The sequence below is a fragment of the Rhodophyticola sp. CCM32 genome (assembly GCF_004751985.1).
Taxonomy (GTDB): Bacteria; Pseudomonadota; Alphaproteobacteria; order Rhodobacterales; family Rhodobacteraceae; genus Rhodophyticola.
This window is the reverse complement of sequence record NZ_CP038492.1, coordinates 1559375-1574684: the sequence shown is the minus strand read 5'-3', so window position 1 is coordinate 1574684 and position 15310 is coordinate 1559375. Positions and strand designations below refer to the sequence as shown.

Sequence of the window (15310 nt, the reverse complement as noted above, 5' to 3'; positions counted from 1 at the left end):
AAGAGAAGATAACCTAGCCATGCGGAAGACGCTTTGTCAAAGATTCAAAACCGTCTGTTTTTTCTGCACCTGCGAAATAACCCATTATTTTTCAGGGATATGTCACAAGGCGGATTGACTTGAAGGACTGCTTGATTGAGGGTGAAACAATACCAAAGCGCTTTGAGGGATGTTTTGGACGATCAAAAACGCCACGCGACCGCAACAGCGGCGCATTATCTGGGAGGTAACAAATGAAACATTCACTTTATACCGGTGTGGCGCTTCTTGCGCTGAGTGCGGGCATGGCCCATGCGGATGGCCATATGGTCTTTCCCATTGGCGAGGGCGATTTCGACTGGGACAGCTATAGCGCCTTTGCCGATGCCTATGACCTGTCTGGCCAGACGCTGACGATGACCGGCCCGTGGACGGGGCTGGATGCGGAGCTTGTGGAAAGCGTGGCCGCCTATTTCAGCGAGGCCACGGGCGCCACGGTGCAATATTCCGGGTCTGACAGTTTTGAACAGGATATCGTGATCGCGGCGCAGGCGAATTCCGCCCCGAATGTGGCGGTCTTCCCGCAACCGGGGCTGGCGGCTGATATGGCCGCGCGCGGGTTCCTGACCCCGCTGGCCGATGGCACCGCCGACTGGGTGCGCGACAATTATGCCGCCGGGCAGTCCTGGGTCGATCTGGGCACCTATGCGGGGGAAGACGGGGCGGACGCGCTTTACGGCTTTTTCTACAAGGTCGATGTGAAATCGCTGGTCTGGTATTCGCCGGAGGCCTTTGATGAGGCGGGGTATGACATTCCCGAAAGCATGGAGGATCTGCGCGCCCTGACCGATCAGATCGTGGACGATGGCGGCACGCCCTGGTGCATCGGTCTGGGGTCCGGCGCGGCCACCGGCTGGCCCGCCACCGATTGGGTGGAAGACATGATGCTGCGCACCCAACCGCCCGAGATCTATGACGCCTGGGTCAGCAACGAGATCCCGTTCAATGATGACCGGATCGTCGCGGCGATCGAGGAATTCGGCAATTTCGCCCGGAACGCGGATTATGTCAGCGGCGGCGTGGCGGCGGTGGCCTCCACCGATTTTCGCGACAGCCCTGCGGGTCTCTTCGACTTCCCGCCGGAATGCTACATGCATCATCAGGCTTCGTTCATCCCGACCTTCTTCCCCGAAGGCGCGGATAGTGATTTCTTCTACTTCCCGGCCTATGCCGGGGCAGATCTGGGCAACCCGGTTCTGGGCGCCGGTACGCTGATGGCCATCACCGATGATTCACCTGCGGCCCATGCCTGGATCGAGTTTGTGAAAACACCCATCGCCCATGAGGTCTGGATGGCGCAGACCGGGTTCCTGACCCCGCATAACAGCGTCAATACCGATCTTTTCGGCACCGATGCGGCCCGGCAGATGAATGACATCCTGCTGAATGCCACGACCTTCCGCTTTGACGCATCCGACCTGATGCCGGGCGAGATCGGGCAGGGCGTGTTCTGGTCCGGCATGGTGGATTATGTCACCGGCACCGATGCCATGGATGTGGCCACCATGATCCAGGAACGGTGGGACTCGATTCAGTAACCGCGTCCGACACCACATGACCCCCCGGTCCGGGCCATCAGGCATCCGGGCCGGGGCCATCAGGAACAGGCCGTAAACCGGGCTGAAAGGGAGGATCTTATGTCACCAATGCTGCAGGGGGCGATCACCATCGTGGTCGGTGTCGGCGGGTGTATCGGCTATTTCTATCTTGCCAATCTGATCCTCGACAAAGCGATCTTTCCGGCCCGTGGCAATGATGCCGGGCGCAATATCAACCGGGCCAATGCGGTGCGGCCCTGGCTGTTTCTGTTTCCGGCGATTTTCGCGCTTGGCCTTTATCTGGTCTACCCGGTGGTGGGCAGTTTCATCCGCTCGCTCTACAATCGTGCGGGCAGTGATTTTATCGGTCTGGGCAATTACCGGAGCCTGATCGCGGATGAGGCATTCCGCATCGCGTTTTTCAACAATTTCCTCTGGGTTCTGATTGTGCCCGCGATGGCCACCTTTCTGGGCCTGCTTGTGGCACAGTTGACCGACCGGCTGCGGTGGGGCAATATCGCCAAATCGCTGATCTTCATGCCGATGGCGATCTCTTTCGTGGGCGCCTCGCTGATCTGGAAATTCGTCTATGCCAATGACCCGGATATCGGGATCATCAATGCCATTCGTGCCACGATGGGGATGGGCAGCCTGGATCCGCTGCAACTGCCGTTCTGGAATAATTTCTTCCTGATGGTGATCCTGATCTGGATTCAGACCGGGTTTGCCATGGTGATCCTCAGCGCCGCCCTGCGCGGCATCCCCGAGGAAACGGTTGAGGCGGCGATCATCGACGGGGCAAACCCGTTTCAGGTGTTCTTCAAGATCAAGGTGCCGCAGATCATGGGCACCATCGTGGTGGTCTGGACCACGATCACCATTCTGGTGCTGAAAGTGTTCGACATTGTCTACACGATGACAGGCGGCAATTTCGGCACGCAAATTCTGCCCAGTTACATGATGAGCTTCATGTTCCGCGATGACGGGCGGGCGACCGCCGTGGCCTTTGTGATCATGCTGGTGGTTTTGCCGGTGATGATCTGGAACATCATGCAAGCCCGCAAAGAAATGCGCTGAGAAGGGGACGGAAAATGGACAGTATCGCCGGTACCAAATCGTCGCTGACCTGGGCGGTGAATATCTCGGTCGTGTTTCTGGTGGTTTTATGGCTGATCCCGACCATCGGGCTTCTGGTCTCCTCTTTCCGGGATCGGGACCAGATCTCGGTATCGGCCTGGTGGCAGGCCCCGTTGCCGGTCGAACAGGCCTATCGCCTGCGCGCCGAGGGGGAGGTGCGGCAGCAGGCCGGGCTCTGGATCATCGAGGGCAATGTCTTTGACGCCTCGGAACTTTCGTCAAGCTTTCCCGACAGCGCGGACAGGCCGCCGGTTTCCTCCTTCGGGCTGACCGGGCGCGACCCGGGTGCGATTGCCGCTGGCGAAGAGGTTGAAAACCGCGATGGCGGCACCCTGGTGGTCAATGCCGATGGCTCCTATGTCTTCACCACCAATGAAGACCCGGGCGAGCGCCCGCCCCGGATTTATGTGGTGGCCGAAACCCCGCCGGAATTCACCACCGGCAATTATGACACGGTGCTGACCGGCGATGGGATGATGCAGGCCTTCATCAACACCCTGACCGTGACAATCCCGGCCACCATCATCCCGATCCTGATCGCGGCCTTTGCCGCCTATGCGCTGGCCTGGATGGATTTCCCCGGCAGGGGTCTTTTGATCGCGGCGGTGGTGGGGCTTCTGGTGGTGCCCCTGCAACTGGCGCTTGTGCCATTGCTCAGCCTGCATCAGCAGATCGGCATCGGGCAAAGCTTTGTGGGCATCTGGCTGGCCCATACCGGGTTTGGCCTGCCGCTCGCGATCTATCTGTTGCGCAATTACATGGTTGGCCTGCCGCGCGACATCATCGAAAGCGCCAAGGTGGATGGCGCGACCGATTTCCAGATTTTCATCAAGATCATCCTGCCGCTCAGCTTTCCGGCGCTGGCCAGTTTTGCGATCTTTCAGTTCCTGTGGACCTGGAATGACCTGCTGGTGGCCAAGGTGTTCCTGCCATCCTCCGATGAAAGCTGGGTGATGACAGTGCGCATTGCCGATGATCTTCTGGGCTCACGCGGCGGCGACTGGGGGATACTGGCGGCCGCCGCATTTGTTTCAATTGCAGTTCCCCTCTTGGTGTTCTTCTCAATGCAGCGTTATCTGGTACGTGGCCTTCTGGCCGGTTCCGTAAAATAACAAGGTAAGACGACCCCTATGAACCTGATGCAGGATCTCGCGCCCGAAACCGTGATGGCGCATGACAAGGATTGGTGGCGTGGGGCGGTGATCTATCAGATCTATCCGCGCAGCTATCAGGACAGCAACCATGACGGTATCGGCGATCTGGCCGGTATCATCCACCGCCTGCAGCATATTGCAGAGCTTGGGGTCGATGCGATCTGGATCAGCCCGTTCTTCCGCTCGCCGATGCTGGATTTCGGCTATGATGTCAGCGATTACCGCGATGTGGACCCGATGTTCGGCTCGCTTGGGGATTTCGATGCGCTGATCGGGCGGGCCCATGATCTGGGGCTGAAAGTTCTGATTGACCTGGTGCTCAGCCACACCTCGGATCAACATGCCTGGTTCCAGCAATCCCGGTCCTCCCGCGACAACCCCAAGGCCGACTGGTATGTCTGGGCCGATGCCAAACCCGATGGCAGCCCGCCGAATAACTGGCTGTCGATCTTTGGCGGCTCGGCCTGGGAATGGGATGGGGAAAGGATGCAGTATTACCTGCACAACTTCCTGAAAGAGCAGCCCGATCTGAACCTGCACGCCCCGGATGTGCAGCAGGAATTGCTGGATGTGGCGCGGTTCTGGCTGGATCGCGGGGTGGACGGGTTCCGCCTGGATACGATCAATTTCTATTTCCACGACACGCAATTGCGCGACAACCCGGCGCTGGCGCCCGAAAACCGCAATGCCACCATCGCCCCCGAGGTGAACCCCTATAACTGGCAGGATCACCTGCATGACAAGAACCAGCCCGAAAATCTCGATTTCCTGCGCCGCCTGCGCCGCCTGATGGAGGAATATCCCGCCGCCACCGCCGTGGGTGAGGTGGGCGATGGCCAGTATGGTCTTGAGCTTCAGGCCGAATACACGTCGGGCGGCGACAAGGTGCATATGTGCTACAGTTTCGAGTTCCTGTCAGGCATCGTGCCCACCCCGGAGCGTGTCGGTCAGGTGATCACGGATTATGAGACGGCGATTGGGGATGGCTGGGCCTGTTGGGCCTTTTCCAACCATGATGTGGTGCGCCATCCGTCGCGCTGGAACCTGGGCGAGGAGGCCCGGCGTCTCTATGCCGCGATGCTGTTATGTCTGCGCGGTTCGGTCTGCCTGTATCAGGGGGAAGAACTGGGCCTGACCGAGGCGTATGTCTCCTATGAGGACCTGCAGGACCCTTACGGCATCCGATTCTGGCCCAAATTCAAGGGCCGCGACGGGTGCCGCACGCCCATGCCCTGGATCAGCGACAACCAGAATGGCGGGTTTTCCGATGCCAAACCCTGGCTGCCCATGGCGGTCGAACATCTCAACCGTTCGGTCGCCAATCAGGGCGGGGCAGAGGACAGCACGCTGGCCTTCTATACCCAGATGATCCGGTTCCGGGCCTCTTACCCGGCTTTGGCCAAGGGCGATTTCGCCATGGTCCAGTCAGATGACGGCGTGGTGTCATTCATCCGCGAATATGAGGGCCTGCGCCTGTTCTGCGCGTTCAACCTGACCAATATGGCGCAGCCCGTCAAAATGCCTGAAGGAGAGTGGCGCCAGGATATGGGCAGCCCATTCACACCCATCGCAAATACCGAGAGGGAGGTCACGCTGCCGCCCTATCAAGCCTATTTCGGGGTTCATGACAGCACGTCCTGACCCCCCGCGAAGACCAGTAAAGGGAGAAACCAACCATGGCCGAACTGAGGATGACAGATGTCGCCAAAGCCTATGGCGACGTGCAGGTGCTGAGTGACATCAACCTGGAGATCGACACCGGTGAGCTGATCGTCTTTGTCGGCCCTTCCGGCTGCGGCAAATCCACCCTTCTGCGCATGGTGGCAGGGCTGGAGAGGATCACCGGCGGTTCCCTGGAAATCGACGGTCAGGTGGTCAATGATGTGCCCCCCTCGGAACGGGGCATTGCCATGGTGTTCCAGTCCTACGCGCTTTACCCGCATATGACCGTGCGCGACAACATGGCCTTTGCCCTGAAAATCGCGGGTAAGACCAAGGCAGAGATTGACCAGTCGGTCAGCGCCGCGGCGGAAAAGCTGCAACTGACCCAATATCTGGGCCGGCTGCCCAAGGCCCTGTCCGGCGGGCAGCGACAGAGAGTGGCAATCGGGCGGTCCATCGTGCGCGACCCCAAGGTCTATCTGTTTGATGAACCGCTCTCGAACCTTGATGCGGCCCTGCGCGTCGCCACCCGGCTGGAGATTGCGCAACTGAAAGAACAGATGCCCGATTCGACGATGATCTACGTGACCCATGACCAGGTGGAGGCGATGACCCTGGCCTCGCGGATCGTGGTTCTGGCAGGTGGCGGCATTGCCCAGGTCGGCACACCTCTGGAGCTTTACGAGACCCCGAACAGCGAATTTGTGGCCCAGTTCATCGGCTCACCCGCGATGAACCTTCTGGGCGGCGAAATCACCGGCACCGGTGAGGTGACCACCCTGAAACTGCACCAGGGCGGGGGCACCATCACCTCTGACTATCCGTCGCGCCCTGAAGATATGGGAGCCTCCGTCAATATCGGCATCCGGCCCGAGGATATGATCGCCACCGAGGGTGAGGATTTCGCCTATCACGGCACGGTGGATATCACCGAAGCGCTTGGCGAGGTGACGCTGCTGTATTTCAAGAAGGCGCAGCCGCAGCATGACCCGGTGATCGGCAAACTGCCGGGCATCCATTCCAATATGCGCGGCACCGATGTGAGACTGACCGCGGAACCGTCGAAAGTGCATGTGTTCAAAAACGGTGTCTCGCTGCGCTATCTCGACCAGAAGGTGATGGTGCCGGGCGTGGCGCCGCATTAAGGATCGTCTTTACCCGACCATATTCTCCTCGGGCGCGGGCAAAAGCCCTCTGGAACTGTTAGCGCTAACATGATATGCAGCCCGCAGCCGCCGCCAGGAGAATGCTAATGCCGCTCGATGATCGCATTGCCCAGATCACCGCCCGTATCAAAACCCGCTCCCGCAAGACGCGGCAGACCTATCTTGATCGTATGCGCCGCGCCGCAGAGGAGGGGCCGCGCCGGGCCCATCTGACCTGCGGCAATCAGGCCCATGCCTATGCAGCCATGGCCGGTGACAAAGAGGCGCTGGTCGCAGCGCGGGTGCCCAATCTGGGCATTGTGACCGCCTATAATGATATGTTGAGCGCCCATCAGCCTTTTGAAACCTATCCGCAACAGATCAAACAGGCCGCCCGCGCCGCAGGCGCCACAGCGCAGGTTGCCGGTGGCGTGCCGGCCATGTGTGACGGGGTGACCCAGGGCCAGGTGGGGATGGAGCTGAGCCTGTTTTCCCGCGACGTGATCGCGCTGGCCACCGGTGTCGCGCTCAGCCACAACACATTTGATGCGGCGGTCTATCTGGGGGTCTGTGACAAGATCGTGCCCGGTCTGGTCATCGCGGCGGCCACTTTCGGCTACCTGCCGGGCCTGTTCATTCCCGCCGGTCCCATGGTCTCGGGCCTGCCCAATGACGAGAAATCCAAGGTTCGGCAACAATTCGCTGCCGGTGAGATTGGCCGCGACCTGCTGATGAAGGCCGAGATGGACAGCTATCACGGCCCGGGCACCTGCACTTTCTATGGCACGGCAAATTCCAACCAGATGCTGATGGAATTCATGGGTCTGCATCTGCCCGGCGCCAGTTTCGTCAACCCCGGTACGCCCTTGCGGGATGCGCTGACCGTGGCCGCCGCCGAACGCGCCATTTCGATCACCGCCCTTGGCAATGCCTATACGCCGGTTTGCGACATTCTCGATGAAAAGGCGTTTGTGAATGGTATTGTCGGGTTGATGGCCACGGGCGGCTCGACCAATCTGGTGATCCATCTGGTGGCCATGGCCCGCGCCGCAGGGGTTATCCTCGATTGCACGGATTTCTCTGATATCTCGGCGATCACCCCGCTGATGGCACGGGTCTATCCCAACGGGCTGGCCGATGTGAACCATTTCCACGCCGCGGGCGGGCTGGGCTATATGATCGGCGACTTGCTGGAAGCGGGGCTGTTGCACCCCGATACGGAAACCGTCGCGGGCACCGGCCTGAAACACTACACGCAGGAGCCGAAACTGAAAGACGGGGCGCTGGTCTATGATGATGGCGCCGGCGAAAGCCTGAACAGCAAGATCCTGCGCCCCGCCAATGACCCGTTCCAGGCCACAGGCGGGCTGGTGGAACTCAGCGGCAATCTGGGGCGCGGCATCATGAAAGCCTCTGCCGTTGCCCCCGAACGCCATGTGGTCGAGGCCCCGGTGGCCGTCTTTCAGACCCAGCAGGACGTCAAAACCGCCTTTCGCGCCAATGAACTGAACCGCGATGTGATCGTGGTGGTCCGGTTCCAGGGACCCAAAGCCAACGGCATGCCGGAACTGCACGGGCTGACCCCGATCCTCGCGGTGCTTCAGGATCGCGGGTATAAGGTTGCGCTGGTCACCGATGGGCGGATGTCGGGCGCATCGGGCAAGGTGCCCTCGGCGATCCATGTGGCGCCCGAGGCGCTGGATGGCGGCCTGATCGGCAAATTGCAGGATGGCGATCTGCTGCGCGTCGATGCCGTCAAAGGCAGCCTTGATGTGCTGACCGAAGGGGTTGAGACCCGCCCCGCCGCGCAACCTGATCTCAGCTCAAACAGCCACGGTATCGGCCGCGAGATGTTCGAGATTTTCCGCCAATCCGCCGGCTCCGCCACGGATGGGGCCGGCGTCGTGGTTTAACTCCCGGCTTCTCTGCTTCATAAATATCCCCGCCGGAGGCATCCGGCCCGACCCGAAACAGACCGACCGCAAAAGGACAAAATGATGACCCCGCAGCAAGCCAGCCAGGCGGCCCGGAAGATTTGCCGACTGGCCCCGATTGTTCCCGTTCTGGTGGTCGAGGATGCGGCCCATGCCCGTCCTCTGGCCGAGGCTCTGGTTGCCGGTGGCCTTCCCGCGCTGGAGGTCACGTTGCGCACACCCGCAGCACTTGAGGTGATCGCCGAGATGGCACAGGTCCCGGGCGGTGCGGTGGGTGTGGGCACCTTGCTGACCCCCGGTGATGTCACAGCCGCAAAAGATGCAGGCGCGACATTCGGTGTGTCCCCCGGCGCCACTGACCGGCTCCTGTCCGCCTGTGAAGAGGCCGATCTGCCGCTTCTGCCCGGGGCCGCAACCGCCAGCGAGGTGATGGCGCTTTACGAACGGGGCTATGACATGCTGAAATTCTTTCCCGCCGAAGCCTCGGGCGGCGCCCCCGCGCTGAAAGCCATCGGCGCCCCGATGCCACAGGTCAGTTTCTGCCCCACGGGCGGTGTCTCCCTGCGCAATGCCCCTGATTACCTGTCTCTGCCCAACGTGATCTGCGCCGGTGGAAGCTGGGTCGCCCCGGCTGAGGCTGTTTCAAGGGGGGATTGGGGGCAAATCACGTCACTTGCGCGTGAGGCCAGCATGCTCGGCTAGGGCTTGCCGAAACCGGCCAGATCGGTGGCGAACCTTTGCCAGACAGGCGGTTTACACGGTTTCGTTTAAAAAAATGATCGCAATATGCATCGCAATATGCCGGGGAAACCGCCAGTTTCCGGGCATCGCGCAAGACATCAAAAAGGAGTCGCACGATGTATAAACGATCTCTCTACGTTCTGCCCTTGGCTTTGACCGTAGCTGCCGGAACAGGCCCGGCACTGGCAGGCAATCTTGACCCGGCCCCGGCAAGCCCGCCCGTAGTGGTTGCCCAACCGGCACCGACCTATGTCGGCAATGACTGGACCGGCTTTTATGGCGGTGGTCAGCTTGGCTATGGCGATGTTGGCACCAGCGGTGCGGCCACTGTGGATGGAGATGGCGGGTTTGTCGGTCTTCATGGCGGCTATATGTGGGATTTCGGAAATGCCGTGATCGGCGCCGAGATCGACTATGATTCCTCGGAAATCGAGCTGGATGCGGGTGCCGGCAGCATTGACGATATTGCCCGGCTGAAACTGCGTGCCGGTTGGGATGCGGGCAATATACTCTATTACGGAACCGTGGGTACGGCCGCGGCCTCGGCAAATATCGGCGGGGTTGATTATGATGATACCGGCTGGTTGGCGGGCGCAGGCCTGTCCTATGATCTGGGCAATAACTGGGTTGTCGGCGGCGAGGTTCTGTATCATGAATTCGAGGATTTCGACGCAACCGGCATCGACGTGGATGTGACCACCGTGAGCGCCCGGGTGTCTTACCGGTTCTGATCCTGATCCACTGAAGACCCTGATCCATTAAAACCGAACAGACGGGCGCCATACAATACGGCGCCCGTTTTCATCACTCTGGCACGGCCAGCAGCCTGTCAATCCTGCCCCCGCCGATGCCATGCGTCAGCGGCGTGAAATCCCCCTGATCGAACATCGCCTGCGCTGCATCATGGATGACCCGGTGGGTGACCCGCGCCAGCGCCGAGCCAAGCGAGATCCGCGCCACCCCGGCGCTGGCATAATCCGCCCGGGGGATATTTGCATAAGGCCCGGCGGCCAGTGCGTTCACCGGCACCGGGCTTGCGGCGCAAAGCCGGACGATATCGGACATATCCGGCGGCAGCGGGGTATAGACGCAATCGGCCCCGGCCTCCGCATAGGCCAGACAGCGGCGCAGGGCTTCCTCCATATCATAGGCGCCGATCATCACCCCATCGGCCCGGGCGCAAAGCACAAAATCACGGGGCGCGGCGCGGGCGGCGGCGGCAGCGGCGCGGATACGCTCCACCGCCTCGGCAAAGGGGTAGGGCGCTTTCGCGGGAAAACCCGTATCCTCGATCGAGATCCCGGCCAGCCCCGCCTCGACCGACAGGCGCACGGTTTCAGCGCAGTCTTCCGGCGCATCGCCAAACCCGTTCTCGAAATCGCCCGAGACGGGCAGGGGCGTGGCAGCCACCAGATCGGCCCCATGGGCCAGGGCCTCATCCCGGGTCACGGTGCCGCCATCGGGCCTGCCAAGGGTAAAGGCATGGGCCGCCGATGAGGTGCCGATGGCCTCGGCCCCCAGCCCTGCCAGCAGTCTGGCGCTGCCCGCATCCCAGGCATTGGCCAGGATAAATGGGTTGCCGGGCCGGTGCAGGGCGCGAAAGGCGGGGCCGGGGTCATGACGGGTCATGGGGATGTCCTTTTCTGATCTGTATATCCGCGTTCAAGTGTCAGGAGGTGATCCTTGCGCCACAACCCGCCGCCATAGCCGGTCAGCGCGCCATCCGCCCCGGTGATCCGGTGACAGGGCACCAGAATGGCCAGCGTATTGGCGCCGTTGGCGCGGGCCACGGCGCGCACGGCCTCGGGGCGGTCAAGGCTTTGGGCAAGCTGGCTGTAGCTGAGGCGCGTCCCGGGCGGGATCTTCTGCAACGCGGTCCAGACCGCTTGCTGAAAGGCACTGCCCGGTTGGCGCAGCGGCAGATCGAACTTGGGCAAGCTTCCATTGAAATAGGCGGTCAGCGCCTGATCCAGCCGGTCGATCAACGGGGTGCGCCCAAAGCTGAGCCCGCCATGGCTGTCTTTCAGCAGGCGGCACAATTCTTTTGGCAGGGCCTTGCGATCAAAAAACTCCAGCAGGTGAATGGCATGTGTGCCCGCCACCGCGATCATCGGGCCAAGGGGTGTGGCGATCCAGTCGGCGGTCAGTTCCGCCGATTTTTTCAGATGCCCGGGGGGCAGGCCCAGAAGCCGGATCACCGCCTGCCGGAACGCGTCGGGGGAGGAAAATCCCGCGTCAATCTGGGCGTCGATGACCCGCCCGCCCCCGGCAAGCGTGGTGAACCCGGCGGCCAGCCGGCGATGGCGGGCCATATCCAGAAAGCTCAACCCGAAGGCGCGCTTGAAGGCCCGGCGCGCGGTAGAGGGGTCGATCTGCAGGGCGCGGATATGCGTCTCGGACCAGCGGCGGGTGGGGTCCGCATCCAGCGCGGCCAGCAAGCGGGTCACCATCGGGTCGCTATGGGCCAGCGGATGGCAGCGTTTGCAGGGGCGAAACCCCGCAGCCAGACAGGCGGCAGGGCTGTCGAAGAACCGGCAATTGGCCTGTTTCGGCTTTCGGGCCGGGCAGGTCAGGCGGCAGAACACACCGGTGGAGGTGACCCCCACATAAACCTGCCCCTCATATCCCGGATCGCGGGCCAGAAGGGCGGCATAAAGTGTGTCAGAATCAGGTATCGTCATCAACATGGCGCAACATTAGCGCGTCGGGCACAGCCGGTGACCCGGAAATCGGGCGTTTATTTCTATTGCGCAACCGGGCGGGCGGCCAGACTGCCTGCAAAGCGGATCAGACGGGTGGCGGCCTCGGCAAACTGATCGTCAGGCAGGGTCAGGGCGACACGGATATGGCCGACGGCGGCCTCGCCAAAGCTTTCCCCGGGCATGACGGCGATATTTTCGGCCTCCAGCAGGCGTTCGGCAAAGGCCATGCCTGACAGGCCCGTGGCGCGGATGTCCAGCATTGCATACATCGCACCCTGGGCCGGGACGGCGCGGACCACCTGCTGACGCGCCAGCAGAGCCATCACCATATCGCGGCGCCGGATGAAGGGCGCGGCAATCCCGGCCTCGAAATCCGGGCCCATGGCCAGCGCGTAAAGCGCGGCATCCTGAATATATCCCGGCACGCCATAGGTGGTATGGGTGGCCAGGGTGATCAGATGGGCAATCACCTCTTTCGGCCCGGCGATCCAGCCCAGGCGGGACCCGGTCATCGCATGGCTTTTCGACAGCGACCCGATGACCAGCGTCCGCTCGGCCATGCCGGGCAGGGCGCGGGGGGACAGATGGCTGCCCTGCCAGACCTGGGTGTCATAGACCTCATCCGAGATCAGCCAGAGATCGTTTTTCCTGACCACACCGGCGATCCCCTCCAGCGTTTCCCGGGAATAGATCACCCCCGTGGGGTTGTTGGGGGAGTTGATCAGAAGGGATTTTGCCGTCGCGGCAACGGCGTTCAGGGCCGGGGCATGCGGCTGAAACCCATCCTCGGGCGCGGCCTGAACCGCAACGGGAACCGCGCCTACAGATCGGATTGTGCCGGGATAGGTGGCGTAATACGGGTCGATGTAAAGTGCCTGATCGCCATTGTCGCAACTGGCATGATGGGCCGCGAAAAGCGCTGCCTGACCGCCCGGGGTGATCAGGATATTGTCACGATCCGTGGCCACGCCGGTCCGCTCTGTCAGCCGTCGGGCGACCGCATCGCGCAATGGGGCGATACCGGGCACGATGGCATAGCCCGTATGCCCGCCCTGCGCCGCCCGGTCCATCGCCGCCAGAATGCGCGGATCGGTGCGGATGTCATGCTCTCCGATGGTCAGTTCCAGCACCGGCGCACCGGCGTCTTTCATTGCGCGTGCCCGGTGGAACAGGCCCCAGCCATCATCGCCGGTGCCGGTGAGTGTGCGGATACGGGTGGAGGCCTGCATGTCCGGGAACCCTCTGATCTCTCGTTTCGGCCAGATGGGCATGGGGGCAAGGGCAAAGGCAAGCCCTGATTGCGGGATATATCCGTTTCTGATGATGTGTAACCGGCGGGTAATTCGATCCGTTGTTGGATTGGGGCCAGAGTCCGCACATTTCAAAACACAGGGTTTCAGATATGTTTCTGGTTCATGTGAAGTCGTTCCGCCCGGCGGCACCGCCGGGCAGCGCCCGATCCGACCCCACGGGGCGGGCGCTTCTCGCCCACCCCTCGGCTCAGACGCTGCCCTCCGAGTTATGCAGATGCGTTGGAGCTATTGGCCGTTCTAAGCGGCCGCGTATAATCGATTACATATCCAAACCACATGTGTTGGCACTGCGTCTGCCGATGGGCTTGATTCAGCGATGGCCTGGGCGTATCAGGGGGCCATGACCGGAATGATGACCCAGATTTGTGGTATTTGTATTCCCTCCTGACATATGTCGGCGGGCCGGTCTTCTGTGTATTCCCTTGAAATACGAAGCGACATCCCCGCCGGCGCGCGCGCTGATGCGAAAGGTTTGTTTCGATGGTTGAGATTCGTCTGAAAAACACCAGGACCCGGCAGGTGGAGCGGTTTGAACCGCTCGACCCCGAAAACCTGCGCATGTATGTCTGCGGGCCCACGGTCTATGACCGCGCCCATCTGGGCAATGCCCGGCCCGTTGTGGTGTTTGATGTGCTGTTCCGCCTGCTGCGGCATGTTTATGGGGCGGATCATGTCACCTATGTGCGGAACTTCACGGATGTGGAGGACAAGATCAACGCCCGCGCCGCGGAAACAGGGCGCGCGATTTCCGAGATCACCGAAGAGACGATCGGCTGGTATCTGGAGGATATGGCGGCCCTTGGCGCGCGGGAGCCGACCGAAATGCCGCGCGCGACCGATTTCATCCCGCAGATGGTGGCGATGATCGCCGATCTGGTGGCCAAGGGTCATGCCTATGAGGCCGAGGGCCATGTGCTGTTCCGGGTCCGGTCATATGGGGATTACGGCACATTGTCGGGCCGGTCGGTGGATGACATGATTGCCGGTGCCCGGGTGGAGGTGGCCCCCTATAAGGAAGACCCGATGGATTTCGTGCTGTGGAAACCCTCCACACCCGATCTGCCGGGATGGGACAGCCCCTGGGGTCGCGGGCGGCCCGGCTGGCATATCGAATGCTCTGCCATGGCCCGTGAATTGCTGGGGGAGAGTTTCGATATCCATGGCGGCGGCATTGATCTGGCCTTTCCCCATCATGAAAACGAGATCGCGCAATCGGCCTGCGCCCATCCGGGCGGCGATTTCGCGCGCATCTGGATGCATAACGAGATGTTGCAGGTCGAGGGCAGGAAAATGTCCAAATCCCTGGGCAATTTCTTCACCGTCCGCGACCTGCTGGATCAGGGTGTGCCGGGCGAGGTGATCCGCTTTGTGTTGCTCAGCACCCATTACTCCAAGCCGATGAACTGGACCGAAAAGAAACGAGAAGAGGCCGAGAAGACGCTTCGCAAATGGCGTAAACAGGTCAAGGATGTGCCATTGGACTTATCCAAGGAATGCGCAACCGATGCGCTTGCTGATGATCTCAATATCTCTGAGGTCTACATGCGGATGCACAGTCTCTCTGACCAGAATAGTTTAGCTGCACTGAAAGCCACGGGACATATGATCGGGATTTTGAACGATGATCTGGAGGATTGGATGCATGAAGATCAGCATGAATACGCACTCATTTCCAAACTCATTGATATTCGCAATTCAGCCCGAGCAGTAAAGGACTTTGAAACATCAGACAGAGTTCGCGATGGTCTTGAAGCGATAGGAATCATAGGTCGTGACACCAGCGAAGGGTTTACCTTTGAAATTGATACCGGCCCCGCACACAGGGCTGTTACGCAGGGCATGTTTCCGGAAAATGGCGAGTTAATGGCCTATGGGGTGAAGCGCCTGTCGCAATGGCGGCAGGCACGGCTGCAAGAGATGCTAGAGAGCCTGCAATGACCATCAA

At 61.2% G+C, this 15310-nt stretch carries 12 protein-coding genes; 9 read left to right on the top strand and 3 right to left on the bottom strand.

Features of this window, described 5'->3' with window-relative positions:
• Positions 1–233: 233 nt before the first annotated feature.
• The 8 genes from E2K80_RS07725 to E2K80_RS07690 all read left to right on the top strand — a co-directional run bounded on the left by E2K80_RS07725 (position 234) and on the right by E2K80_RS07690 (position 10081).
• Complete coding sequence (locus tag E2K80_RS07725) at positions 234–1577, top strand: ABC transporter substrate-binding protein (protein WP_135374276.1); 1344 nt, start codon at positions 234–236, stop codon at positions 1575–1577.
• Between the two features lie 99 nt (positions 1578–1676).
• The gene (locus tag E2K80_RS07720; RefSeq protein WP_135374274.1) at positions 1677–2654 is read left to right on the top strand and encodes a carbohydrate ABC transporter permease; all 978 of its coding nucleotides are present in this window, start codon (positions 1677–1679) and stop codon (positions 2652–2654) included.
• Positions 2655–2668: 14 nt separating this feature from the next.
• Positions 2669–3826 carry a carbohydrate ABC transporter permease gene (locus tag E2K80_RS07715; protein ID WP_135374272.1) on the top strand — a complete coding sequence of 386 codons (1158 nt, stop codon included), beginning with the start codon at positions 2669–2671 and terminating at the stop codon, positions 3824–3826.
• Between the two features lie 18 nt (positions 3827–3844).
• Positions 3845–5509: an alpha-glucosidase family protein gene (locus tag E2K80_RS07710; protein WP_210405444.1), complete on the top strand. Its 1665-nt coding sequence runs from the start codon at positions 3845–3847 to the stop codon at positions 5507–5509.
• Between the two features lie 35 nt (positions 5510–5544).
• Positions 5545–6675, top strand: coding sequence for an ABC transporter ATP-binding protein (locus E2K80_RS07705; RefSeq protein WP_135374270.1), 1131 nt, complete (start codon positions 5545–5547; stop codon positions 6673–6675).
• A 107-nt stretch (positions 6676–6782) separates the two neighbouring features.
• Complete coding sequence (gene edd / locus E2K80_RS07700; RefSeq protein ID WP_135374268.1) at positions 6783–8588, top strand: phosphogluconate dehydratase; 1806 nt, start codon at positions 6783–6785, stop codon at positions 8586–8588.
• 84 nt (positions 8589–8672) lie between these two features.
• The gene (eda, locus tag E2K80_RS07695; protein WP_135374266.1) at positions 8673–9311 is read left to right on the top strand and encodes a bifunctional 4-hydroxy-2-oxoglutarate aldolase/2-dehydro-3-deoxy-phosphogluconate aldolase; all 639 of its coding nucleotides are present in this window, start codon (positions 8673–8675) and stop codon (positions 9309–9311) included.
• A gap of 155 nt (positions 9312–9466) precedes the next feature.
• Positions 9467–10081: an outer membrane protein gene (locus tag E2K80_RS07690; protein ID WP_135374264.1), complete on the top strand. Its 615-nt coding sequence runs from the start codon at positions 9467–9469 to the stop codon at positions 10079–10081.
• 73 nt (positions 10082–10154) lie between these two features.
• Here the strand turns inward: E2K80_RS07690 and E2K80_RS07685 are convergent, their stop codons facing one another.
• Genes E2K80_RS07685 through E2K80_RS07675 form a run of 3 tightly spaced genes read right to left on the bottom strand, consistent with a single transcriptional unit; the run spans position 10155 to position 13281 of the window.
• Positions 10155–10979, bottom strand: a complete 825-nt coding sequence (locus tag E2K80_RS07685) for an isocitrate lyase/PEP mutase family protein (protein ID WP_135374262.1) — start codon at positions 10977–10979, stop codon at positions 10155–10157.
• Entirely contained in the window at positions 10976–12037 is a 1062-nt protein-coding gene (locus E2K80_RS07680) for a bifunctional transcriptional activator/DNA repair enzyme AdaA (RefSeq protein WP_135374261.1), read from the bottom strand. The genes E2K80_RS07685 and E2K80_RS07680 overlap by 4 nt, the downstream gene beginning before the upstream one ends.
• Positions 12038–12093: 56 nt before the next feature.
• Positions 12094–13281, bottom strand: coding sequence for a pyridoxal phosphate-dependent aminotransferase (locus tag E2K80_RS07675; protein WP_135374260.1), 1188 nt, complete (start codon positions 13279–13281; stop codon positions 12094–12096).
• A 564-nt stretch (positions 13282–13845) separates the two neighbouring features.
• Between E2K80_RS07675 and cysS the strand changes: the two genes are divergently transcribed.
• Entirely contained in the window at positions 13846–15303 is a 1458-nt protein-coding gene (cysS, locus tag E2K80_RS07670) for a cysteine--tRNA ligase (protein ID WP_135374259.1), read from the top strand.
• Positions 15304–15310 lie beyond the last annotated feature (7 nt).

Bases quoted from the DNA above. Each gene is read 5' to 3' on its own strand.
- eda (WP_135374266.1), top strand. From the start codon at position 8,673: ATGACCCCGCAGCAAGCCAGCCAGGCGGCCCGGAAGATTTGCCGACTG.
- E2K80_RS07685 (WP_135374262.1), bottom strand. From the start codon at position 10,979: ATGACCCGTCATGACCCCGGCCCCGCCTTTCGCGCCCTGCACCGGCCC.
- E2K80_RS07690 (WP_135374264.1), top strand. From the start codon at position 9,467: ATGTATAAACGATCTCTCTACGTTCTGCCCTTGGCTTTGACCGTAGCT.
- E2K80_RS07720 (WP_135374274.1), top strand. From the start codon at position 1,677: ATGTCACCAATGCTGCAGGGGGCGATCACCATCGTGGTCGGTGTCGGC.
- edd (WP_135374268.1), top strand. From the start codon at position 6,783: ATGCCGCTCGATGATCGCATTGCCCAGATCACCGCCCGTATCAAAACC.
- E2K80_RS07705 (WP_135374270.1), top strand. From the start codon at position 5,545: ATGGCCGAACTGAGGATGACAGATGTCGCCAAAGCCTATGGCGACGTG.
- E2K80_RS07710 (WP_210405444.1), top strand. From the start codon at position 3,845: ATGAACCTGATGCAGGATCTCGCGCCCGAAACCGTGATGGCGCATGAC.
- E2K80_RS07680 (WP_135374261.1), bottom strand. From the start codon at position 12,037: ATGTTGATGACGATACCTGATTCTGACACACTTTATGCCGCCCTTCTG.
- cysS (WP_135374259.1), top strand. From the start codon at position 13,846: ATGGTTGAGATTCGTCTGAAAAACACCAGGACCCGGCAGGTGGAGCGG.
- E2K80_RS07715 (WP_135374272.1), top strand. From the start codon at position 2,669: ATGGACAGTATCGCCGGTACCAAATCGTCGCTGACCTGGGCGGTGAAT.
- E2K80_RS07725 (WP_135374276.1), top strand. From the start codon at position 234: ATGAAACATTCACTTTATACCGGTGTGGCGCTTCTTGCGCTGAGTGCG.
- E2K80_RS07675 (WP_135374260.1), bottom strand. From the start codon at position 13,281: ATGCAGGCCTCCACCCGTATCCGCACACTCACCGGCACCGGCGATGAT.